We start from the raw sequence: 22744 nt of genomic DNA, 5'->3' as shown, positions 1-22744 counted from the left end.
TAGTTAAATAACGGTTAACTAGCTATACAATTTGATAGTAAAGCCTCGGAAGTTCATCAAAAATTTTAAACCCATTTCAATTTTTTAGAATTAGTGGGAAATTTGACTCCTATCTGCGGAATGTGGGTTTTAAAGGCGATCGCGATCGCACGTTTCGAGATGAACGGGGGACACTTGTATCTGACCTCCAAAAAATTGATGAACTTTTTGATAGCTATAGATCGCGGTTTAATGATTAATACAAAATCTGCTTGATTTAGGCTGCTTTATAAAGAATCATTACTTCGCTTCCATCCAATTCTGTCCGGCGTGAATATCTACAACTAAAGGCACACTTAAAGGAAGCACTTGTTCCATAATCGTCTTAATTTTAGGTTGAATTTCTTCCCATTCCGTCTCAGGAATTTCAAAGACTAATTCATCATGAACCTGTAATACTAATCGAGATTGATATTGGGTTAAAAGTTGATGCACTTGTACCATTGCCATTTTAATAATATCAGCACTCGAACCCTGAATAGGAGCGTTAGCAGCGGCTCTCAAGAGTTGGGCATCATTTTGACCCATTTTTTTTCCTAATTGGCTTAAATCAATCGAATTAATATCGACTCCTTTTAAATTTTGTAAGCTGCTACCTTGGAATTCAAAATATCGTCTTCTCCCTAATATTGTTTCGACATATCTTTGAGAAATGGCTTGTTTTTTAACAGTTTCTAAATAAGCAAAAACTTGAGAATAGCGTTGGTTAAACCGTTCAATAAATTGCTTACCTTCTGCACTACTTACCTTTGCTTCCCGTGCAAATCGTTGCGCTCCCATACCATAAATTACCCCAAAATTAATTGTTTTCCCTAATCGTCTTTCTTCTGATGTTACGGTGTCTGTTTCAAATAATAATTTAGCCGTGACGGTATGGACATCTTGATTATTTCGATAGGCTTCTAATAAAATCGGTTCTTGACTTAAATGGGCTAAAATTCTAAGTTCAATTTGAGAATAGTCTGCTGAAACTAATAGCCAATTGGGTTGGGTTGTAAAGGCTTTTCTGATTTTACGAGAAAATTCAGTTTTAATGGGAATATTCTGTAAGTTAGGGTTAGAAGATGATAGCCGTCCCGTTGCGGTAATAGTTTGATTAAAATTGGTATGAATGCGTTGCTTTGCATCAACCATTGTGGGTAACGCATCTACATAAGTTGACTTTAGTTTCGCTAGAGTTCGATATTCTAATATTATATCAATAATGGGGTGATCACCTTGTAATTTTTCTAAAACATTGACATCCGTTGAATAGCCTGTTTTGGTTTGGCGTGTTTTTTTTGTATTTAATTCTAATTTTTCAAATAAGAGTTGGCTGAGTTGTTTCGGAGAACCTAAATTAAATTTTTCCCCTGCTAGTTCATAAGCTTGATTTTCAATAATTTCTAACTGTTGATCGAGTTTTTTTGCCAAAGTTTGTAAATATTCAATATCCAGATGCACCCCACAATATTCCATATCCGCTAAAACACATTCTAAAGGCTGTTCAACATCGGTTAAAAGTTTCATTAAGTGAGGTTTATCTATCAATTTTGCTTTGATTTTTTCTACTAATTGAAAGGTGACATAAACCTGCATTCCGCAATATTCAGCGACTTGATTAATATTAAGATCAGCAATAGTTTTTCCTTTGGGAACTAATTCATCATAACTGGGAGCGATTAATTCAGACCCTAAATGTCTGAGACTTAAATCAATTAAATTATGATTATCTTCAGGGTTTAAAATATAATCTGCTAACATTGGGTCAAAGACAACGCCTTGTAAATTAATGCCGTGAACCCTAAAAATTAACCGATCATATTTTGCATTTTGAAAGGTTTTAGGATGGCGATCGCTTTCTAAAATTGGACGTAAAAGATCTAATGTTTGAACTTTATCTAAATTGGTTCCTTGAGTATGATTTAAGGGAATATAAGCCACATCTGTTGCTTCTATTCCCCAACAACATCCTATTCCAACTAATTCCGCTTTTAGAAATTCTAAAGAGGTGGTTTCCGTATCCCAAGCAACGGGATAATTAGCATCAGTATGCTGTTGTAAAATATTAACTAACTCTTCTAAAGCTTCTGGGGTTTGAATTAAACGCAGTTGAAGTTTAGACCTTGGACTATTTAACTGTTTCTGTTGTTGGTAAGCTGTAGTTTCTTCTGGTGTCCAAAAATCGATATCTTCCCCAACAGTAACCGGATTTTCTGTAACTTCCGTTTGAATTATTCCTTTAAATTGCTGTTGAATTTGATTAATTTTTCCTAAAAAGGTTTGAAAGGCTAATTTCTCTAAAATCGGTTGAATTTTAGCAACATCAAAGCCTTGTAATTTAAAATTGTCTAAACTAACTTCTAACGGCACATCCTGAATAATTCGCGCTAAGGTTTGAGAATGATCTGCATCCGCCTTTCCTTCCTCTAGTTTTGTCCGAGTTGCGCCTTTAATATTCTCAAGATGAGCATAGATATTTTCTAACGAACCATATTCTCCTAATAATTTAACCGCCGTTGTTTTCCCAATACCTTTCACCCCTGGAATATTATCGGATTTATCGCCACATAATGCCTTATAATCAATTACCTGATGGGGATAAATCTGCAATTTATCATAAACCTGTTGAGCTAAAAACTCTGTAGGAACACTACCTTTGCCCGGTTCTAAATGTAAAATACTAATCTGTTTTTCAAGATCAATTAATTGAAATAAATCCTGATCTCCCGATAACACTTTAACTCGATATCCTTCCCGACTTCCCCGGTTGGCTAAGGTTCCTAAAACATCATCCGCTTCATAACCTGGGGCTGTAACAATGCTTAAATCAAACGCTTGTAATAACTCTTGTAAATTCTGCACATCTTCAATAAAATCTTGAGACGTTTCAGAGCGATCAGCTTTGTAATTTTCATCCGCTTCATGACGAAACGTAGGAACTCCTAAATCAAAAGCGATCGCTAAATAATCCGGCTTTTGAGTTGCCATCACATCTAATAATGACTTCAAAAACCCAAAACAAACACTCGTCGGAATACCCGTTGACGTGCGTAACCCTCCTTGGCGACTTTTTCCAAAGGCAAAATAGGAACGAAATGCCAACGAATGACCATCAACCAAAAGGAATAGAGGATGTTCCAACACTGTTTTAATCCAAGCGCAATACAATTTTTATTGTAGCGATCTGTCTTCTGCCTTTGTAGGGGAAAATAAAATCAAGTTAATAGATTTCAAACGTGGAAATCGAAGAATGCTATAAAATTTTAGAGATAAAACCGGGGGCGTCCTTAGAGGAGGTCAGACAAGCCTATCGCCATCAGGCCTTGATTTGGCATCCCGATCGCTATCCCCAGAATTCTATCTTACAAGCGGAAGCGGAAGCCAAATTTAAAGAAATTAGCCAAGCTTACGAAACCTTAAAAACCGATTTAAGCAGCCCCTACCCTACCCTCCCGACTCCCCCTGTCTCCCCTGTCTCCCCTGTTCCCCCGACCTCCCCAACTTCCCCAACTCCCCCCGCTCCCCCTGCTTCCCCCACTTCCTCTGCTTTCCCCATTGGTTGGTTAACCGGGGTGTTTCTCAGCTATGCCATCATTGCCGGGATTTTAACCACATTGAAGATACCATCCTGGGTTTGGGTGTTTCTCAGCGTGGGTTGGCTCATGGTGACGATCGCGGCCAGTGAAGATTCTGAGTCCGGTCAACCTTGGTTAATAGCCTTAATCTTTGCCGGAGCCATCGCCGGATGGGTGTTAGGAAACGAAGCGGGGGGGATGATTACCGCAGTCGTATGGGGGGGTATCGGTCTCGGATTAGGGGCGATCGCAGCCTCAGAAAGCCCTGCTAAAGGGATAATTGGGCTCTTGACGATCATGGGAATTGCGGCAATTGCTGGGTTAATCGCTGGAACAAAAAGGGGAAATTGGTTAAGTTCTTTGTTGGGAGGGGGTTTTGGCTCAATAATGGGATTAATGTTAGGGATTATTTTAGATGCGATTTTTCGGTCTAGGGCAAAAGTGGGAACCGGAAGTTTATTGGGATTAGTCTTAGGAGGATGGATCGGGGCTTGGATCGGCGCCGGGAAACAAGCAATGATGCGGGTGATCCAACGAATGCAGCCAGAGGTGATTATTGCGGCTTGGGGTGCGATCGCTGTGGTTGCAGGTACGGTGGCGCAAATGGTTGCCGGAGAAAAATTACTTGCGTCCTACAATGGATTTTACACCTTTTTAATTTTAGCGATTACCTCCGGTCTGGGCTTGAGTTTTGGCTGGTGGTTAGCCCACTAACTCAAGTGAATCTTAGTACGGAATTGGGAAGATATCTTCCGAAAGAAAGAGAAAAGTCCCATCCTTGAAGAAGGATGATCGGGAATTTAAAATTGTCTGTTAACGGTATTACTCAGGGAAAACAATGGAACTTGATTTATCTCGCTTTTTTAAAGCTTCTAATCCGGCTGAAACTCTCGATGTTGAACGTCCAGAAGATAAAAAATATTATATTGATTTTTCTCCAGCACGAGGCGGTAAGTGTATGGAACAAATTGCGCGAACAGTTACGCGGTTATCTCCTGATCGGCCCACTTGTCAACTGTTTACCGGGCCTGTGGGTTCAGGGAAATCAACAGAATTATTGAGGTTGAAAGCTCAACTCCAAACAGAAGGATTCCATGTCGTTTATTTTGAATCAAGTAAAGATTTAGATATGGGGGATGTGGATATTACCGATATTTTATTAGCGATCGCTCGTCAAGTCAGTGAAAGTATTGAAAGCTTGAAAATTAAATTACAACCGAAAGGATTTAAAAGTTTATTAAGTGGAGTTGTTAATGTTTTAAATACAGAAATTGACTTAAAAGGAGATATTAATGTCCCCGGTCTGGGAACCTTGAGTGCTAGTACAGAAGGAGAATTTTCCCTATCAACGGGTATTGGAAATATTACGGCTAAAACGAAAGATAGTCGCGATTTACGGTCTTTATTACGTCAATATTTAGAACCGCGAACCAATAATATTTTAGAGGCTATCAATAAAGAATTATTGGAACCTTCAATCCAACAATTAAAACAGATGGGAAAACAAGGTTTAGTGGTGATTATTGATAATTTAGATCGGATTAGTTATAGTCCCAATAGTACGGGAAGACCTCAACCTGAATATTTATTTATTGATCGCGGTGAACAACTTAATAAACTCAATTGTCATGTAGTTTATACTATTCCTTTAGGGTTGATTTTTTCTAATGATTTAGGACAACTGATGAATCGTTTTGGGAATGACCCAAAAACTTTACCGATGGTGACGGTAAAATTTGAAGATGGAGCACCTTGTCAAGAGGGAATTGAATTGTTACGACAAATGGTAATGACAAGAGCATTTCCAGGTCTGGCTGCGAAAGATTATCCGGCTTTAATTGATACAATTTTTGATAGCCCTGAAACTTTAGATCGTCTTTGTACCATTAGTGGGGGTCATGTTCGGAGTTTATTGATTTTGTTATATAGCTGTTTACAAAAAGAAGATCCCCCTTTAACCAGAGAATCCTTAGAAGAGGTGATTTTACAACGTCGTCATCAATTAACCTTAGCCATTGAATCTGAAGAATGGCAAATGTTACGCCAGGTAGCAGCGACTAAAAAGTTGAGTGGTCAAATGGAATATCAAACCCTGATCAGAAGTTTATGGGTTTTTGAATATAATCATGCTCAACATTTTTGGTATGATATTAACCCAATTTTGACGGAAGCTAAAGAGTTTGGATTAGGCATTTAGAGACATTAAACAGATTTAACAAATTTTAGCTGGGTAAAGCCCAGCTTTTTTTGATGACATTAAATTCGTAATTCGTAATTCGTAATTCGTAATTCCCTATTCCCTCTGTTAATATTCCCTTACTGACTCATAGCTTGCTGACTGTTTTTTTGTCGATGCAAAGCATAAAGTTGAAAGAAAATAATCATCCCTAAAATAAAACTGCCAGTGACAGCGACTGCGGTGTTCAGGGGTAAACTATTTTTAAATACAGCTAACAACACAATCACTAATAAAAGTACCGTTGGAACTTCATTTAAACTGCGGAATTGTTGACTGGTGAACATAATTTTATGAGTGGCTAATTGTCGCATAATTCGACCACAATAAAAATGATAAGCGATTAAAACGGCAACTAATCCTAACTTTAGATGCAACCACATATCTTTTAAAAGACTGGGCTCTGTAATTAAAAGTGCGATCGCCATTACCACCGTCACCACCATTCCAGGGGTTGTAATAATCCCATAAAGGCGTTTTTCCATCAATTCATATTGTTCTTTTAAAATGCTGCGGGCGGGCTCCGGTTTTTCTTCCGCTTCAGCATGATAAACAAATAATCTCACCAGGTAAAATAAACCCGCAAACCAGACAACCATTCCGATGATATGAAAGGATTTAAACCAAAAATAAGTCATAGATCCAATGACAACCTAAAAATAAAGGTGGGCATAACCCACCTTACCGGATTCTGGACAATCTGGCAATTAAATCGCCCTGGATAATCTTTGTTGTTGTTGGGCAGGAGTATGGGTATCAAATAAAAAGGCAATATTTCTGACCAAGAGTCTGCCTAAGTTCGTTACCACAATTGAATCATAATTGGATTGAACTAACCCATCCGCAATTAAGGGACGCATCTCGATTAATTCTTCTGCAAAGTAGGTATCAAAATCGAGGTGATATTTGGATTCAATTTGAGATTTATCCAAGTAGAAATTAGACATAATTTGCATAATTACATCTCGTCTCAGAATATCATCCCGGCTTAATTTAAACCCTTTGCTAACGGGTAAAGTTCCTTGATCAATGGCTTGATAATACTCTTTTAAGCGCTTATGGTTTTGAGCATAAGTATCTTCTAACATACTAATAGAAGTTAACCCAAATCCATAGAGTTCCGCTTCGGGTTGAGTTGTATAGCCTTGAAAATTCCGTTTTAAGGTTGAATTTCGTTGAGCGATCGCTAATTCATCATTGGGTTTAGCAAAGTGATCCATACCAATAAAAACATAGCCTTTATCGGTTAATTCTTGGATGGACATTTGCCAAATTTCTAACTTTTCATGGGGTTTAGGTAAGGCTGCTTGGGGAATATTTTTCTGTACGGGTTTCATCCAGGGAACATAAGCAAAATTAAAAATTGCGATGCGATCTGGATCGAGAGCAATGGTTTTTTGAACCGTTTCTTTGAAGGTGTCTACTGTTTGATAAGGTAAACCATAAATTAAGTCTACATTCACACTTTCAAACCCGGCTTCTTTAATCCAATCCATGACATTAAAGAGCAGAACTTCGGGTTGAACTCGATTAACGGCTTCTTGAACTTCAGGATTAAAATCTTGAATCCCAAAACTAATCCGATTAAACCCCATTTCTTTCAAGAAAAAGATATAATTTCTATCCACATATCGAGGATTAATTTCAATGGAGATTTCGGCTTTATCTGCAAAAGTGAACTGTTTATTAATGGTTCTCCATAAGGACTCAACCTGTTCTAAGGATAAGTAATTGGGTGTACCTCCGCCCCAGTGTAGTTGTGTAACTGGGCGACGAGTATCAATCAATTGGGAGGTAAAATCAATTTCTTTGGACAAGTAATCGATATAGCTTTTCGCTGCATCTTTACTATTAGTAACAATCACATTACAGCCGCAGAAATAACAGGCACTTTGGCAGAAGGGAATATGAAAATAGAGCGATAAGGGCGATTGACGTTGATTGGATTCCGTGATGGCAAATTCCCAATCTAAGGAAGTAAATCCATCTTTTAATTCCGTCGCTGGGGGATAGCTGGTATAACGAGGAACCGCATTATCATATTTTTGAATTAAATCAAAATCAAACGCCACATTCGCTACCGAAAAAACCATTGAAATAGTCTCCTGAATAATGAGTAATTGCAGATAATAAGGGATTGAATTAAGCGGTTACTGGAGTTGGGGTTTCTCGTAAATCTCGCAGCATGGCAATATTAAGGGTAAAGGCATTATTAGCTTCTGCTACAACTTGATCTTGCAGTTGTTCACTCAAGATTAATTCATTCAACCGTTGACGGTATTGGTTTTTAAATTCGTTCAAGTCAGGAATTTGATCAAATTCATAAAAACAAATCCCTTGATGTTCCTCTAAATTAAAGACAGATTGGACAATTTTTTTCAAGCTTTGACCACCGGACAAATCACCCATGTAGCGAGTATAGGAGTGAGCAATTAATAAAATGGGTTCAGTTGCAGAAAGTTCTCGCAGTCTGGAAACATAAGCTTGTGCGGCGGGAGAAGGGGTGATATTATCCGGCCAATGTTCTCCGTAATAAAAGGTTAAGTCTTTCTCTAAATTGGCTTTGCGATTCAGTTCTGGGAAATAGATTTTACTAATAATTGGATGGGTTTGATGACATTGTAATTCCGATTCTAATTGGCTATAAACAAAATATAAATTACTCAAAAGTTGACAAAAAGACTGTTTACTGATGCCACCGGATAGAAAGTTTTTCATAAATCCGGTATGCTCGGCGTTACTATGGGATTGTTGGGTTCCGAGTTTGAGTTTTTCAGCTAAGTTTGTCATGGTTTTATCAATGAATTTAAGATGAAACTTCTCTGAAGACTTAACCCAATTCCCAACAGAGGAAAACAAGGTTTTGTCTTCACCACTCGAATGAGCATATCACTATATCACCGATTGGTTATATAATCTTTACAATTCTTTACAGGCGAAAAAAAATTGCCAAGGGTACTAGACAAAACCGGAGCCATATAGTTTAATAACTAATCAGTAATATTTAAGGACTTGCAGCGATGGTGAATACTGTCCAAAACCCCGGAACTCAAGAACTGCGCCCCGGTATTAAAAATCCGGTTCAAGAGACATTGCTGACGCCTCGCTTTTACACCACAGACTTTGACGCGATGGCGAACCTAGACTTATCCGCCTATGAGGAGGAATTTTCAGCAGTTTTAGAGGAGTTACGGTCGGACTATAACCGTCATCATTTTGTTCGGGATGAAGAATTTGAACAAAGTTGGGAACAAATTGATGAGAGAACACGCTCGGCGTTTGTGGACTTTTTAGAACGCTCTTGTACTTCGGAATTTTCTGGATTTTTATTATTTAAAGAGTTATCTCGTCAACTCAAAACTCGAAATCCCTTGTTATCTGAAGCCTTTACTTTATTGGCTAGAGATGAAGCGCGTCATGCGGGATTTATTAATAAAGCCATGTCGGATTTTAATTTATCTTTGGATTTAGGGTATTTAACCAAACACCGGACTTATACCTTCTTTAAACCGGAGTGGATTATTTACGCGGTTTATTTATCTGAAAAAATTGGATATTGGCGTTATATTACAGTGTTCCGTCATTTAGAAGCCCATCCCGAACATCAATATTATCCTTTATTCCGTTATTTTGAAAGTTGGTGTCAGGATGAAAACCGACATGGAGATTTCTTTAAGGTTTTATTGCGTTCTCAACCGCAAATGTGGCAAAGTTGGCAAGGAAGATTATGGGCGAGATTTTTCCTATTAACGGTCTTTGCTACCCATACCTTAACGGTTGATGAACGGGCGGATTTTTATGATACCTTGGGATTAGATGCCAAGGAATATAATCGTCATGTTGTTCGCAAAACCAATGAAACTTCGTTAAGAGCATTTCCAGAGGTTTTAGATACAGAACATCCCGACTTTTTCAACCGTTTAGAAAAATGTTCTGAGAACAATGCCAACAACCAAAAAATTGATGCCAGCAACAAACCGAAATGGGTTAAATTCTTATTAAAATTACCCTCTAACTGTTCAACGTTATGGAATTTATTCAGAATTTATATCACCAAACCCATTGATGCTGAAGCATTACGGGGAGAGGTGCATTAGATTAGTATTCTCAAACCCTGGGGTTGAGAGCAGGTTTGGGGTGTAGAAGATTAAGGATAATCCCATTGAACTACACTCCTGAACTCAAAATTAATTCCGAGAGAAACCGGGTTTTTTCATCAATTTTATCTTGTTAAAAGCCCTGTTTCTACAGAATCCTTAATCATGAATGCTACCATCTGGCATAATCACCCCATTGAGATTAGCATCGGTTAAAATAGTGCGGGTTAAATCAGCACCTCGCAAATCAGCATTGCATAGATTAGCCCCACTTAAATCCGCATAACTTAAATCAGCCCCTTTTAAATTGACTTCGCTGAGGTTGGTATGATAACTTTGTTCAGAGCTTAAAAGCCCTAAACCCGAAACCCCAAAAATAGCGTGACAGAGCTTGGCTTTTTCTAAATTGGCTTGATATAAAATCGCCCCACTAAAATTGGCATAACTTAAATCGGCTTCCGCTAAAATCGCATAACTTAAATCCGTTTGTTGATTATGATTGGGGCGAAAATTAGCTTCAAAAAGAATCGCTTGGAAAAGATTGGCATTTCTTAAATCACATCCTGATAAACAAGCTTTCATGAGTTGGGCTTGTTCTAAGGATGCCTTAAAAAGTTTCGCCCCGGTTAAATCGGCTTCTCGTAACTGAGCTTGATATAAATTGGCTTCGGTTAAATCAGCCCCCCAGAGAATAGTTTCACTTAAGTTAGCCTGGACAAGATTGGCTTTAGACAGGTTGGCTTTTCCTAATCTTGCTTCTCGTAAATCCGAATAACTTAAGTTAGCTCTGGTGAGGTTTAAGTTCACTAAATTGGCTTCTTGTAAATCAACAGAAGATAAGTCAATCTCAGGAAAATTACGTTCCGCGGCTGCATATCTTCTGAGAAATTCATCGACATTCATAATAATATTAAGTACCATTAGGATAAAAGAACCACTAAACAGCAGTTTTCAAAGCCCGTAGTTGTTCTAACTGTTGATTTTGTTGGTGCATTTGAGCCACTAAAGATTCACAGACTAAATCGCACACTTCAAATAAAAAGGGATTTGTAATTTCATAATAAACGCTCACGCCTTGTTGAGTCCGGGTAACAATTCCAGCTTGAGCTAAAACTTTTAAATGTTTAGAAACATTCGCCTGTCCTAATCCCGTTGCTTCAATAATTTGGGTCACATTTTTAGCCCCAGATTTTAAACAGCAAACAATTTGTAAACGACTAACTTCCGATAACACTTTAAAAAAGTCTGCCATCAACGCTAAGGCGGCAGGAGATAATTGTAAATACTCGCAGCTTGAAGTCGATTGGATGGATTTTAAAGTGGAATTTGTCATTGTGGGAACTCAATGGCGGTGTTAATATTATTTGTTTACTATATTACCACATTATCCAATAAATGTAAAACAAAAATCTCCTTTCTATCTCAGGGATGAGATAGAGATTTTAAGTACATATTCCTACGCAATTTTAATCCAGAGTTTCGTTGCGTTTTCTTTCGCTGAGTTGGAGTAAAATATCGGCGTGAACCTCTTTTGTAATCGGATATAAAAAAGTAAAAATCATCCCAATAATCAAAATCATTGTCGGTAAAGGGCCAATAGCAAAGCGAATGGCTAACAGAGCAGAGTCTGGTTGAATGGGGGGAATTTGACCCGGAATACTGGAAATAAATCCGGCAAAATCTAAGGCTTGTCCGACTAAAAATAACCCAATGGCTAATCCAATTTTTTGCAATAACACCATAAACGAATAGAAAACACCTTCTCGTCTTTGTCCGGTATTTAATTCATCTAAATCAATCACATCAGGAATCATTGACCAAGGAACTAAATAGGCTGTTGCTACACCACATCCGGCTAAAATTGCTAGAATATACATTAACGTAGTTTGTCCCGGTTGCAGGAAAAATAAACCCGCTTGGGTAACAATCCATAACCCCATCCCCATAAAATAAACGGCTTTTTTTCCATAGCGTTGACTGACTAAATTCCAAACAAATAACATCACTAAAGCAGTTCCTTGAACAGCAATGGCAACCTGGGGAAAAGTGGTTTCAGGAAGTTTCATCCAATTGACGACAAAATAAGGCAAAATAGAAGCTGTCAATTGAACGCCTAACCAGGAACAGAGATAAATTCCAATCACTAATAAAAAAGGTCGATTACTGAGAGCAATTTTAATTTGTTCAGCAATAGGAAGACTTTCGGAATTATCCTCAATCGTTTCTCCAGCTTGTCGAGATAAAACTTGCTTACGGGTTCCTAAAAAACACCAAAAGAGCGGGAGAACCGATAAAAAACCACAAACCGCTCCTAAAATTAAATAGCGTTGATAAGGGGCATTGGGAAAAAAGCTAAAAATAATTTGGGCTAAAATTAAAGAAAAAATACTCCCCCCAATTGAAAACGCGAAGCGAAAACTATTTAAACTGGTTCGTTCGTTATAGTCCTTGGTTAATTCAGGAGTTAAAGCAGTATAAGGTAAATTAACGGCAGTATAAGCCGTATTAAATAAAATCCCAATAATCACATAATACCCAAACAAAATCGAGTTATTATTACTGGGAACAATCCACTGTAAAAAAAATAAAATTCCAAAGGGAATTGCACCAAAAACCATCCAAGGATAACGTCTTCCCCAAGGATGAACCGTGCGATCGCTTAAAACCCCTACAATGGGATCATTAATCGCATCCCAAATTTTTCCTACCATTAACACACTTCCAGCTAATCCCGCAGGTAAACCCGCAACATTAGTCAGAAAAACCAAAACAAAAAATACAGAAATATTTGCCGTAATTGCAGGGCCTAAATCTCCCGCGCCAAAGGCTAATTTTGTTGATAAACTGAGCTTTTCTGGAGGGGAAATCGGTGCAGAAGGCGTTGAGTTCATAAGAATTAATATCAGAGAACATTACCACCCTAAAATCAAGAACGGATGGCTGACAACAGGATAGCCTAAAACGATATGCTGATTAAATAGTAATAATGATTTGGGAGTGATCCAATTATGGCTGCTTTAGGCGATCGCTTTAATCGCATGATCGGAAAAACCCGGTTTGTGGTCAGTCGTTTGTTTCTACATTTAGGCGGTGATGAGGTGGCGCCCCTATTAGGGGTACTCAACCAAGCCGCCAGAAACGTCATTGACGCAGACGGAGACTTGGAAGCCACAGGAGAAGCATTAGTGCAAGTTTGCCAAAGTCTACTTCAGTATGATACCTATTGGCAGTCAGGATCGAATGAAGGGGATGTAGTTTGGAACGAAGGAGAAGCCGCGGATTACTTTAACGAATTGTTCACCGACTCTGGCCAACGGTATTTGAGCGAACCTGACTTATCTCAACCGATGTATGAAAATCAACCTCTGTCCTTACCCATCACCCACAATTTAGTGGTAATGATTACAATAGTTAGTGAAGGAGAAGTTCCTGATTTAGAAACAGATTTAGCGAGTGTGGAGGCGATGAATCGAGGGTTAAAAGCATTAATTAATCTTCACTATCAAGGCAGACTCAGAGGAATTTCAATTCATTTTTCTCCGGCTCGTTTAGGAGATGAGTTAACTAATGATCAATTATTGCAGAATTTCCCGGAACTGATTCCGCTTTAAGGAATAGCATCGGTTTTCCTGCTTTCAACAAGTTTATCTAACTCAACCGATTTTTGGTTTAATGTTGGAGCAAGTCAATGTTCACAAAAGTTAATTGGTTTATGTGGAAAAAGCTTTTAATTCTATTCATTTCACTCACCTTTTGTTGGACAACAGTTGCCTGTGGGTCTTCAACAACTTCATCTAGGGTTCAACAATCAACTCCGGTTGTATCGGCTCCAACCAATCAAGTTACAGAGGGTAAATATCCCGTTCAACAAGCTCAATATAATGATGTGGATGGAACCTATACCCTGATGTTATTAAATACTCCTGCGGGTAAATCTGCCACCTATCAAACCCCGAATTTGCAGATGGCACAGTTAACGGATGAACAAATCAAAGCCGGAGAAAAAAGCAACTTAGATATTAATAACGGTCAACCCGTGTTTTATTTAACGCCCGATTTCCGCATTGAATACGTTCATAATGTAACTGAAACCCAGCCTGACCCCGCCACAGGTCAACCCCAAACCGTTGTTGTCCGTCAAGAATCGAGTTTCTGGACACCTTTTGCCGCCTCTTTTGCTGGAAGTGCCATCGCCAATAGTTTATTTGCCCCCCGTTATTATGTCCCTCCGGTGTATGTATCGGGAGGCCCTTTAATCGGATATGGAGGGTATGGTTCTAGCTATAACCAAGCGGTGAACGACTATCGGACTCGCTATAATAGTCCCCCAGCGGCGGTGAAAAATCGTACAACCTTACGCACCACCGGAAATATCCGCAACTCAAATCGCAATTCCTCCGTAAATCGTCGGACTTCGCCCAATTCTAGCCGTTCAACGGGTTCTGGTGTTGGCGCAACAGATTTACGTCAGTCCCCCAATAAAGGCTCAACCCAACAACGCAAACCTAGTTTTGGCAGTGGTTCCCGCAGCCGTTCTTCCTCTGGGGCTAGAAGACGTCGTTAAAATTGTTGTGAGGCGTTCACGCCTCCTTCTTCCTTCATTTCAGCAACGATCATGATCAAAGCTTTTGTAACCGGTGGGACGGGATTTATTGGAGCGAATTTAGTTCGACTATTATTAAAAAATAACTATGCGGTTCGAGCGTTAGTTCGTCCTAATAGTAATTTAGGAAACTTAAAGAATTTAGACGTTGAAATTGTTGAAGGAAATTTAACAGATTCTAATTTATCTCAATCTTTAAAAGGCTGTCGAGTTTTATTCCATTGTGCTGCCCATTATTCTTTATGGCAAAAAGATAAAACTTTATTAGAACACTATAATATTTTCGGAACTCGTAATATTTTAGCCGCCGCCAGACAAGCGGAAATTGAACGCACAATTTATACCAGTTCTGTTGCAGCTATTGGGGTAAAACCCGGCATTGTGGTGGATGAAACCTATCAAAGTCCGGTGGAAAATTTAGTCGGATATTATAAAAAATCTAAATATTGGGCAGAACAAGAAGCCCATAATGCAGTAAAATTAGGTCAGGATATTGTGATTGTCAATCCCAGTACCCCTGTTGGCCCTTGGGATATTAAACCGACACCGACAGGGGACTTAATATTACGCTTCCTGAACCAAAAAATGCCCGCCTACGTCAATACCGGATTAAATTTTATTGATGTCCGAGATGTCGCTCAAGGTCATTTACTCGCCTTAGAAACCGGAAAAACGGGAGAACGTTATATTTTAGGCCATCAAAATTTAACCTTAAAAGAATTTTTAGACTTATTATCAGAAATTACAGGTTTACCCGCCCCTCAAAAAACCGTCCCCATTTGGCTTCCCTTAAGCGTTGCCTGGGTGGATGAAATGATTTTATCACGGCTAGGGAAAACCCCTTCTATCCCCTTAGATGGCGTGAGAATGTCCCGACAATCGATGTATTATAATGCCTCAAAAGCAGTTCAAGAATTGGGTTTACCTCAATCTTCGATTAAAACTGCCTTGAAAGATGCCGTTAATTGGTTTATGTTATCAAAATAAGTTTCAGGTGAGAGGAGAAAAATGGCTATTCAAATTGAACAAGCGATCGCCGTTGGTAAATATTTATTTATGCAACGGTTAATGGGGCGGAAAAAATTTCCCCTGGTGTTAATGTTAGAACCATTATTTCGGTGTAATTTAGCTTGTTCTGGCTGCGGAAAAATTCAACATCCGAAAGAAATTCTTAAGCAAAATTTAACCCCCGAAGATTGTTTTAAAGCCGTTGAAGACTGTGGTGCGCCTGTGGTTTCTATTCCTGGGGGTGAACCCTTATTACATCCCCAAATTGATGAAATTGTTACTGGGTTAGTCGCCCGCAAAAAATTTGTTTATTTGTGTACTAATGGCATTTTATTGGAAAAAAGTTTACACAAATTTAAACCTTCCCCTTATTTAACCTTTAGTGTGCATTTAGATGGATTAAAAGAACATCATGATCAATGTGTAGACCGAGAAGGCGTGTTTGATATTGCAGTTCAAGCCATTAAAACCGCAAAATCGAAAGGATTTAGAGTCACAACGAATACAACCGTATTTGCAGGAACTAACCCCCAGGAAATGCAGAAATTCTTTGATTTTCTGGAAACTTTAGGTGTGGATGGCATGATGATTTCTCCGGGTTATAGTTATGAATGGGCACCGGATCAAAACCATTTTCTCAAACGGGAACAAACCAAAGCCTTATTCCGTGAAATCTTATCTCCCTATAAATTAGGGAAAAAGAAATGGAATTTTAATCATAATCCCTTATTCCTCGATTTTTTGATGGGAGAAGAAGATTATGATTGTACCCCTTGGGGAAGTCCGAGTTACAGTGTTTTAGGATGGCAAAAACCCTGTTATTTATTAAATGAAGGGTATTATTCCAGTTATCAAGAATTATTAGAAAAAACCGACTGGACAAAATACGGAAAATCGAGTGGAAATCCCAAATGTGCAGATTGTATGGTTCACTGTGGTTATGAACCAACCGCAGCAATAGAAGCGATGAAACTGGAAAATATGGGGCGTTCTATTGGGGCTTTATTTTAATAAATTTAGCCACTATTTTATCATTAGCCTGTTTTTTTAGGCAATTGATAATGGTAAAAGGGGGGATTGAAACCCAAATAGTTGAATTGCCAGGGGGGGTTTGATGCTGCCAGTATGGACTTTTAAGCCCAAATCTCCCTCTAAACACAGATTTGAGCTAAAATTGTTCGAGACGGTAATATTAGCTTCTGTAAGTTCCGATAGTATCGTAATCAAAACATTAGAAGACTTGGCAATATTAGATCCATACAATAAAATCTCAGACCGGGGAGTTAGACCTTTTTTCCACTCTCGAATAATGGAGGCATCATTATAGATGTTATCTTGGGTGAGGGTTGTTTTCCCTAATCCCATTTCTCCGGCTTTACCGTGAGAAAAAATATGGACGACGCGATATTGCTTGGTTTTCAGGATATCAGCGATTTGTTGCAATTCTGTGCCATTTGCCTCAAGAATAATCGCTTCAACCCCCGGCATTAAACCATTGAGGAGGATAGGTAAATCGGGAACATCGGCAGCAAAAAAAGCAATCTCTGAGGATGTTGTTTCAGCAGATCCGACCGAGAAAAAGGCTAAATGAGAGTTAAGGTTAGAGTCTGGTAATCTGAACATAGCAGCAACATTAAAGTGTCAATTAATGCAAATCCTTATTGTTTAGATTATTTCATCTAATTGCCTGATGCAAGCACTTTTACTTAATCTTTACACAAGGCTAATCTGGCTTCATATAACACCCTCTTTTTTGAAGAATCCTGATCAATAACCCAAAATGATAACAGAATTAATTAAATTATTTCAATTTGAATTTATGCGAAATGCCTTAATAGCTGGACTCTTAGTGAGTATCGCTTGTGGCATGATAGGAACATTTATTGTTGTCAATCGAATTGTATTTATCAGTGGGGGAATTGCTCACGCAGCCTATGGAGGCATTGGTATGGGTTATTTTTTTCAATTTAATCCTGTTTTTGGAGCGATCGCATTTTCTATTTTTTCTGCATTAGGAATGGGGTTAGTCTATCGAAAAACTCAACAACGAGCCGATACCATTATTGGCGTGATGTGGGCGATTGGAATGGCAATTGGCATTATTTTAATTGATTTAACGCCCGGTTATAAAGTTGATTTGATGAGTTATTTATTTGGCAGTATTCTGACTGTTCCTCAATTGGATTTAATCTTAATGCTGGGATTAGATATTCTAATTGCAGTCATGGTCATCCTCTTTTATAAAGAATTAGTTGCTATTTCCTTTGATCCTATTTTTGCCGAAACTCGAAATGTACCCGTTGATCAACTGTATTTAATGTTAATTGTTGCCATTGCCTTAACCGTTGTCATGGTTATGAAAGTGGTCGGTTTAATTCTGGTGATTGCCCTGTTAACTATTCCGGCTGCGATTTCAGGACAATTTGTTAAGGATTTAAAACAAATGATGGTATTATCCAGTAGTTTAGGCATGATTTTTACCACCCTCGGTTTAGGAATTTCTTACTTTTTTAACTTAACATCGGGTGCAACCATTATTTTAGTCGCAGGTTTCGCTTATTTACTGACTTTAAGCTTTAAAACTTTGATTAAACCAGTTGTTGAGGTTTGACACTTTACCCCAAAAAAATTGGGGGTTTGTTCAGTTTTCCTGATTTATGTTACAGTCTTGTGTTGAAGCTTTAACAGCTTTTTCAATTAACGTGTCAATTCTCCATGAAAACCCAGATTGTACTCAGTCTAACGTCCCTAATATTAGGTTTTTCTTACCCGGTTACTGCCCAAACTCTCAACCCTTGTCCGACAAACTCCCCAACTTCTATTGTTCAATGTCAAAATTCCAACTTGACAGAAACCGTTGCTATTTTAGAAGATGGTCGGTCATATCAATATGAAGCCGGACAAGGGATTTATCGAGTTCGCTACAATTATACGGGGGAAAATTGGACTCATGCCGATGTTGCTCCGATTCGGATTAATACCAATAAACCCATTGCTATTTTACCCATGCAATATACCCGGAATGGCTTACAATCTGGGGCAAGTGTGAATGGTGTTTCTGTTGGTCGAGTGTGGAATTCTATCACCGTTGAAGAAATGAAACGACGCTTAGAAGCGTTAGGGTTTTATGTATTAACTCCAACCATTTCTATGTATGGAGAAACCATTGATGGATTTCAAGCTTTAGAACATTTTATTGCAGGAGTTCATAAGGGAAATTCTTCTGTACAAACGGTGGTTTTAAGCGCCGATGCTAATATTCCTAATGCGGCTAACCCTCGTCCAGGTGCTCAAATGTTAGTAACGGGACTCCATCAACGTGATTTGTGGTGGGAATATCGCATTCAAAACCGTTTAGTACCCTTTTATCAACAACAACATTTAGTCAATATTGGGCCGAGAGTGCGGGGAGGTCAAAATAACCGTGAGGGTCATTCCTTAGCATGGCATCCGATGATTGAACGTGCCGCCGAATATAATCCTAAAATTGCCATTATTGAAGTCGCTCAAGCCGCAGAAATTATTCAACGAGCCGGGTCTATTGAAGCGGGACGACAATGGGCCGCACCTGTATTTGATGCAGTTGCTTTAGGAATGGCAGAACAAGCCTGCGCTACTGGGGAACAAGGGAACATCCCAGCTAACAGTAACAGGCAAGATGCCTGTTCCACGTTTTAATCAATCTAAAATCTTATAAAATTAACAGTAAAAAAGTCAATCATGAAATGTTGAGAAAATCTAAAATTTTGATTTGAGATCAGCCACAAAAGTTATTTGTTTCTCAGGTAAAAAATTAAAGTGTGTACGTCAAAAATATAGATTAGAATGATTGACACACTGATTCTACTTTAATTCCATAAAACCTATGAAACTCAAAATTCTAACAACGGTTGCTTTAGTTGCGACATTAGGTTTCGCTACTCCAACAATACTTTCCCCTAGTCCCAGTTTTGCCCAAGTTTATACAGGATTTCGAGTTAAAACCGATCAAAGGTTGACGGTTCGACTCATTAATGAAGCCGGAAAACCAATTCAGTATGGTTTAAGCCAAAATTCATCTAAAATTTTAGCAAGTGGACAATCAACTACTATGGCATTTTCCCAGGTAAAATCGGGGGCGGTCAACATTCTAATTTATACCCAGGATGGCACTCCTCTGGGCTTTAAAGGCAGTTATGATGCCGAAAAAAATGAACTCACCGTCAATATTGCCTCCGGTGGTGCTGGCCATAAAAGTATTAGTATTGGTACCAATGGAATTGTTGAGGCGATTTAAGTTCTCTTGAATTGGATCACAGTAGAGACGTTATTGTGAACGCCTCTACTGAATTTTTAAGAAAAATTAACCGGGATTTCGCCTAAATTCTAGTTTTGGCAATATTCTTCATAAACTCCATCTAAGAGCAAGTTAAACGCATCAACAGCAGTTTGCGCCGCCTCTAATGCTGCTTGTTGTTGTTCTGCGGTTTGACACAGTTGTAACAAGGCTTTGCGAGTCATTTGGCTATGGATTTCATCTGCTTTTTCATGAACTTTAAAGAAGGATAAAGCCGATTCTTCATTAATCCCATAAAATTCTTCTAGTCCGGCAATTTTAGTTGTCGAAACTTGAGGGAATTGAGATTCATAAGCATACAAAGCAGCTAACCCTTTTTCGGGTGCTTCACTGCGAGATAATTCTTTAAGAATTTGAACAGATTCTTGGGTTTTACTTAAAGGTTTGCGGTTGAGAACTTCGCTGCGTTCTACTCCTAATCCTTCTGCAAACCGTAACCACAATTCCGGGTGATGAGCCGAACCCCGTTCTTCTTCAATTAAATTTTCTAACAACATTTTGCGAATGTTGATATCATCACAAGCTGCATGAGTTGCACTGACATAGGTGGGGAAGTTATGAACGTGCAGATAATATTCCTGGGCATACTCTTGTAACATCATTAATGTCAATTTCCCTTCATTCCACATTTGATAAAAGGGATGCTTGAGTAAGTGATGGGTTTCAATAATTTCGTTGAGTTTAGCCAGAAATGCTGTTTCTGTTAAAGGCTTATCCTGGGTTAACATTCGCGTTCATAAAAATAGAGGTTCATCAGGATTTTATCTTAAAATAAATATTTGTCAAGCCTAATCCCCAAAAAGAAGCGGATTAGGTATTAATAATTAGATGTTATTCTAAATTTAAAAGCGATCGCAAAGCTTCTTTCATTTCCTCAATAGTTGTTGTTGCCGTACCAAATTGACGCACCACTAAACTAGCGGCTAAATTCCCTAAAACCGAAGCTTCCCACAAGGATGAACCTGTACATAACCCTAACGTTAATGCCGCAACAACCGTATCCCCTGCACCCGTCACATCAAATACATCAGTGCGATTAAAGGCTGGAATCTGCAAAAGTTGCCCTTTTTCAAATAAACTCATGCCTTCTTCCCCCCGCGTAATTAACATCGCCTGGGCTTGAGTTAAGGTTAATAAATCTTGTCCAGCTTGTTGTAACGTTTGGGAATTTTGAATAGAATATCCGACGGCTTTTTCCGCTTCAGGAAGATTGGGAGTAAATAAGGTTGCACCCGCAAAGCGATGTAAATCTTTTTGAGTATCTACAATAGTAAGAGGAGATTTTAACGCCGCTTCAATGACCGTTTGAGTTAAAACACCATCCCCATAATCTGAACAAACCACCGCATCAACGCTATCAATATTTTCTCGAATATATTCTGCTAATTTTAACTGTAATTCTATATCAGGTAACTCATCGGATTTACGATCTACCCTAACAATTTGTTGCGTCACGGATTGACGAGCATGACCTGAAATTCTCGTTTTCGTCACCGTTGGACGGTCAGGATCAATTAAAATTCCCTTAATATCAATTCCTGCCTGTTCAAAAATTCCACACAGAGCGATGCCTTGATCATCTTTTCCCACAAATCCGGCAACCTTTACCGATGCTCCTAATTTTGCCAAATTGTAAACCGCATTTGCTCCTCCCCCTGGAATTTGGCGGGTATTTTCATGACGCAAAATTAACACCGGAGCTTCCCGTGATAACCGTTCTACCTGACCTGTGAGAAATTCATCTAAGGTTAAATCTCCCACCACCAGAACCTTCACCTGAGAAAATCGATTCATTCGTTCACATAACGAATCCATCGAGGCATTTAACTCTGCTAAAAATGAAGCATCCAATATCATGTTCGTTATCCGTTATCTGTTATCCGTTGTCCGTTGTCCGTTGTCTATTGTCTATTAACAAGCCAACAGTCAACAGTCAACAGTCAACAGCCTATTTCAGTTTCTTCTGAATAAAGGTTTTGATTTGTAACACTTGTTTTTTCAGAGCCTCTATTTCGGCCTGCATCTTCGCCATTTCCGCCTTCATCGCTGCCATGTCTGCTGCGTCTCCACTGGCAGCAGAAGCAGGTGTAGGAACAGAGTCAGGAACGGGAGAAGTCTCAGACCCAGACTTAGGTAACGGTTGACGGGGTAAATTCGCTTTCTGAAACGCGGATTTAATAGCATCAAGCAGTTGTTTCTTTTCAAACGGCTTTTCAATAAATTCAAAATATTGAAACGGTTCTGAAATTTTTTCAGTTACTTCTTCCTTCCGCCCTGACATCAGCACAAGGGGAATTCGCCGTAAGGTTTCATCAGCTTGAATCTGCCTAAAAACATCCCAGCCACTTAACTTAGGCAGGAGGAAATCCAACATAATCAAATTAGGATGTTCTCTCTGAACAAATTCGAGACCTTCTTTACCATCTTTAGCTTCTAATACCTCAAAGTTACCAGGGGGTAACATTTCTCGAACTCGCACCCGAATGACTTTGCTATCGTCAATTACCAGTATTTTCCGGCCTGCCACGACTGACTCCCATAATGATGCTTAAGGTTTTCTCCGCACTTCAAGACGGAGCTTCTAAAATATTGCTGTTCAGGGTTTCTCTTTCCCAGACAAACCTTACAATCAACTAGGCTCTCACGAGTCCGACTTAAACTGTTTTATTGTTCCAAAGAACATCAGAACAAGCCTAACTTAGTTGATATTCCCAAGGCTATATCTCCAGAGACTTACTCGGATATTTAACAAGGGCGTTACCTTGCACCCAAGGTACGTTTTTAGTTGCCTTAATTGGAAAAGCTTTAACTTTTCGGGTTTAGCTACTTCTTTAGTTTTTTGGCTTTTGTCCCTTGGAAATCGCCACC

General features: G+C 38.9%; 21 protein-coding genes. 10 read left to right on the top strand and 11 right to left on the bottom strand.

All coding sequences use genetic code 11. The features are described 5' to 3' along the window. Window positions 1-279: 279 nt before the first annotated feature. Window positions 280-3165 (bottom strand): DNA polymerase I, encoded by a 2886-nt coding sequence (polA, locus tag H6G57_RS17120; protein ID WP_309235942.1) that lies wholly within the window; start codon window positions 3163-3165, stop codon window positions 280-282. Between the two features lie 92 nt (window positions 3166-3257). Between polA and H6G57_RS17115 the strand changes: the two genes are divergently transcribed. Both H6G57_RS17115 and H6G57_RS17110 read left to right on the top strand, forming a co-directional pair. After that, window positions 3258-4310: a J domain-containing protein gene (locus tag H6G57_RS17115; protein ID WP_190520640.1), complete on the top strand. Its 1053-nt coding sequence runs from the start codon at window positions 3258-3260 to the stop codon at window positions 4308-4310. A 124-nt stretch (window positions 4311-4434) separates the two neighbouring features. Further along, on the top strand, window positions 4435-5793 hold the full coding sequence (locus H6G57_RS17110) for a P-loop NTPase fold protein (protein ID WP_190520638.1): 1359 nt from the start codon (window positions 4435-4437) through the stop codon (window positions 5791-5793). Between the two features lie 119 nt (window positions 5794-5912). Here H6G57_RS17110 and hemJ read toward each other — a convergent pair whose 3' ends face one another. From hemJ to H6G57_RS17095, 3 genes are all read right to left on the bottom strand, one after another. Next, window positions 5913-6470 carry a protoporphyrinogen oxidase HemJ gene (gene hemJ, locus H6G57_RS17105; RefSeq protein ID WP_190520637.1) on the bottom strand — a complete coding sequence of 186 codons (558 nt, stop codon included), beginning with the start codon at window positions 6468-6470 and terminating at the stop codon, window positions 5913-5915. Between the two features lie 69 nt (window positions 6471-6539). After that, window positions 6540-7925 carry an oxygen-independent coproporphyrinogen III oxidase gene (gene hemN, locus H6G57_RS17100; protein ID WP_190520635.1) on the bottom strand — a complete coding sequence of 462 codons (1386 nt, stop codon included), beginning with the start codon at window positions 7923-7925 and terminating at the stop codon, window positions 6540-6542. Window positions 7926-7974: 49 nt separating this feature from the next. Continuing rightward, window positions 7975-8622 carry a heme oxygenase (biliverdin-producing) gene (locus tag H6G57_RS17095; RefSeq protein WP_190520633.1) on the bottom strand — a complete coding sequence of 216 codons (648 nt, stop codon included), beginning with the start codon at window positions 8620-8622 and terminating at the stop codon, window positions 7975-7977. Window positions 8623-8852: 230 nt separating this feature from the next. Between H6G57_RS17095 and acsF the strand changes: the two genes are divergently transcribed. Further along, window positions 8853-9929 (top strand): magnesium-protoporphyrin IX monomethyl ester (oxidative) cyclase, encoded by a 1077-nt coding sequence (gene acsF / locus H6G57_RS17090; protein WP_190520631.1) that lies wholly within the window; start codon window positions 8853-8855, stop codon window positions 9927-9929. Window positions 9930-10088: 159 nt separating this feature from the next. Here the strand turns inward: acsF and hetL are convergent, their stop codons facing one another. The 3 genes from hetL to H6G57_RS17075 form a co-directional block, all read right to left on the bottom strand. Then, window positions 10089-10850: a heterocyst differentiation pentapeptide repeat protein HetL gene (gene hetL / locus H6G57_RS17085; protein ID WP_242049001.1), complete on the bottom strand. Its 762-nt coding sequence runs from the start codon at window positions 10848-10850 to the stop codon at window positions 10089-10091. Between the two features lie 16 nt (window positions 10851-10866). Then, a complete protein-coding gene (locus tag H6G57_RS17080; protein ID WP_190520627.1) occupies window positions 10867-11262 on the bottom strand; it encodes a helix-turn-helix transcriptional regulator in 396 nt (131 codons plus the stop codon). 133 nt (window positions 11263-11395) lie between these two features. Further along, a complete protein-coding gene (locus H6G57_RS17075; RefSeq protein ID WP_190520625.1) occupies window positions 11396-12820 on the bottom strand; it encodes an MFS transporter in 1425 nt (474 codons plus the stop codon). 117 nt (window positions 12821-12937) lie between these two features. On the opposite strand from H6G57_RS17075, the gene H6G57_RS17070 reads away from it, so the two are divergent. From H6G57_RS17070 to hpnH, 4 genes are all read left to right on the top strand, one after another. Continuing rightward, window positions 12938-13540, top strand: a complete 603-nt coding sequence (locus H6G57_RS17070) for a DUF1517 domain-containing protein (RefSeq protein ID WP_190520623.1) — start codon at window positions 12938-12940, stop codon at window positions 13538-13540. A gap of 77 nt (window positions 13541-13617) precedes the next feature. Continuing rightward, the gene (locus H6G57_RS17065; RefSeq protein ID WP_242049000.1) at window positions 13618-14493 is read left to right on the top strand and encodes a hypothetical protein; all 876 of its coding nucleotides are present in this window, start codon (window positions 13618-13620) and stop codon (window positions 14491-14493) included. Window positions 14494-14544: 51 nt separating this feature from the next. Then, on the top strand, window positions 14545-15519 hold the full coding sequence (gene hpnA, locus H6G57_RS17060; protein ID WP_190520620.1) for a hopanoid-associated sugar epimerase: 975 nt from the start codon (window positions 14545-14547) through the stop codon (window positions 15517-15519). 21 nt (window positions 15520-15540) lie between these two features. Next, window positions 15541-16551, top strand: a complete 1011-nt coding sequence (hpnH, locus tag H6G57_RS17055) for an adenosyl-hopene transferase HpnH (RefSeq protein ID WP_190520618.1) — start codon at window positions 15541-15543, stop codon at window positions 16549-16551. 36 nt (window positions 16552-16587) lie between these two features. Here the strand turns inward: hpnH and H6G57_RS17050 are convergent, their stop codons facing one another. Next, window positions 16588-17163 (bottom strand): DUF4347 domain-containing protein, encoded by a 576-nt coding sequence (locus H6G57_RS17050; RefSeq protein ID WP_190520616.1) that lies wholly within the window; start codon window positions 17161-17163, stop codon window positions 16588-16590. Between the two features lie 157 nt (window positions 17164-17320). Between H6G57_RS17050 and H6G57_RS17045 the strand changes: the two genes are divergently transcribed. From H6G57_RS17045 to H6G57_RS17035, 3 genes are all read left to right on the top strand, one after another. Then, a complete protein-coding gene (locus H6G57_RS17045) occupies window positions 17321-18151 on the top strand; it encodes a metal ABC transporter permease (RefSeq protein ID WP_190520613.1) in 831 nt (276 codons plus the stop codon). Window positions 18152-18255: 104 nt separating this feature from the next. Continuing rightward, on the top strand, window positions 18256-19218 hold the full coding sequence (locus H6G57_RS17040; protein ID WP_190520612.1) for a hypothetical protein: 963 nt from the start codon (window positions 18256-18258) through the stop codon (window positions 19216-19218). Between the two features lie 187 nt (window positions 19219-19405). Further along, entirely contained in the window at window positions 19406-19816 is a 411-nt protein-coding gene (locus H6G57_RS17035; protein ID WP_190520609.1) for a hypothetical protein, read from the top strand. An 89-nt stretch (window positions 19817-19905) separates the two neighbouring features. On the opposite strand, the gene H6G57_RS17030 is transcribed toward H6G57_RS17035, so the two are convergent. The 3 genes from H6G57_RS17030 to H6G57_RS17020 all read right to left on the bottom strand — a co-directional run bounded on the left by H6G57_RS17030 (window position 19906) and on the right by H6G57_RS17020 (window position 22403). Next, window positions 19906-20604 carry a CADD family putative folate metabolism protein gene (locus H6G57_RS17030; RefSeq protein ID WP_190520607.1) on the bottom strand — a complete coding sequence of 233 codons (699 nt, stop codon included), beginning with the start codon at window positions 20602-20604 and terminating at the stop codon, window positions 19906-19908. 103 nt (window positions 20605-20707) lie between these two features. Next, window positions 20708-21733, bottom strand: a complete 1026-nt coding sequence (gene rfaE1 / locus H6G57_RS17025) for a D-glycero-beta-D-manno-heptose-7-phosphate kinase (RefSeq protein ID WP_190520605.1) — start codon at window positions 21731-21733, stop codon at window positions 20708-20710. A 91-nt stretch (window positions 21734-21824) separates the two neighbouring features. After that, a complete protein-coding gene (locus H6G57_RS17020; RefSeq protein ID WP_190520603.1) occupies window positions 21825-22403 on the bottom strand; it encodes a response regulator in 579 nt (192 codons plus the stop codon). Window positions 22404-22744: the final 341 nt, after the last annotated feature.

The organism is Planktothrix sp. FACHB-1365, from assembly GCF_014697575.1.
In the GTDB taxonomy this organism is placed as follows: domain Bacteria; phylum Cyanobacteriota; class Cyanobacteriia; order Cyanobacteriales; family Microcoleaceae; genus Planktothrix.
This window is presented reverse-complemented; position numbering and strand designations above follow the sequence as displayed.

Excerpts from the sequence above, each read along its gene's own strand:
- H6G57_RS17110 (WP_190520638.1), top strand. The coding sequence starts at position 4,435 with ATGGAACTTGATTTATCTCGCTTTTTTAAAGCTTCTAATCCGGCTGAA.
- hemJ (WP_190520637.1), bottom strand. The coding sequence starts at position 6,470 with ATGACTTATTTTTGGTTTAAATCCTTTCATATCATCGGAATGGTTGTC.
- hemN (WP_190520635.1), bottom strand. The coding sequence starts at position 7,925 with ATGGTTTTTTCGGTAGCGAATGTGGCGTTTGATTTTGATTTAATTCAA.
- H6G57_RS17095 (WP_190520633.1), bottom strand. The coding sequence starts at position 8,622 with ATGACAAACTTAGCTGAAAAACTCAAACTCGGAACCCAACAATCCCAT.
- acsF (WP_190520631.1), top strand. The coding sequence starts at position 8,853 with ATGGTGAATACTGTCCAAAACCCCGGAACTCAAGAACTGCGCCCCGGT.
- hetL (WP_242049001.1), bottom strand. The coding sequence starts at position 10,850 with ATGGTACTTAATATTATTATGAATGTCGATGAATTTCTCAGAAGATAT.
- H6G57_RS17080 (WP_190520627.1), bottom strand. The coding sequence starts at position 11,262 with ATGACAAATTCCACTTTAAAATCCATCCAATCGACTTCAAGCTGCGAG.
- H6G57_RS17075 (WP_190520625.1), bottom strand. The coding sequence starts at position 12,820 with ATGAACTCAACGCCTTCTGCACCGATTTCCCCTCCAGAAAAGCTCAGT.
- H6G57_RS17070 (WP_190520623.1), top strand. The coding sequence starts at position 12,938 with ATGGCTGCTTTAGGCGATCGCTTTAATCGCATGATCGGAAAAACCCGG.
- H6G57_RS17065 (WP_242049000.1), top strand. The coding sequence starts at position 13,618 with ATGTTCACAAAAGTTAATTGGTTTATGTGGAAAAAGCTTTTAATTCTA.
- hpnA (WP_190520620.1), top strand. The coding sequence starts at position 14,545 with ATGATCAAAGCTTTTGTAACCGGTGGGACGGGATTTATTGGAGCGAAT.
- hpnH (WP_190520618.1), top strand. The coding sequence starts at position 15,541 with ATGGCTATTCAAATTGAACAAGCGATCGCCGTTGGTAAATATTTATTT.
- H6G57_RS17050 (WP_190520616.1), bottom strand. The coding sequence starts at position 17,163 with ATGTTCAGATTACCAGACTCTAACCTTAACTCTCATTTAGCCTTTTTC.
- H6G57_RS17045 (WP_190520613.1), top strand. The coding sequence starts at position 17,321 with ATGATAACAGAATTAATTAAATTATTTCAATTTGAATTTATGCGAAAT.
- H6G57_RS17040 (WP_190520612.1), top strand. The coding sequence starts at position 18,256 with ATGAAAACCCAGATTGTACTCAGTCTAACGTCCCTAATATTAGGTTTT.
- H6G57_RS17035 (WP_190520609.1), top strand. The coding sequence starts at position 19,406 with ATGAAACTCAAAATTCTAACAACGGTTGCTTTAGTTGCGACATTAGGT.
- H6G57_RS17030 (WP_190520607.1), bottom strand. The coding sequence starts at position 20,604 with ATGTTAACCCAGGATAAGCCTTTAACAGAAACAGCATTTCTGGCTAAA.
- rfaE1 (WP_190520605.1), bottom strand. The coding sequence starts at position 21,733 with ATGATATTGGATGCTTCATTTTTAGCAGAGTTAAATGCCTCGATGGAT.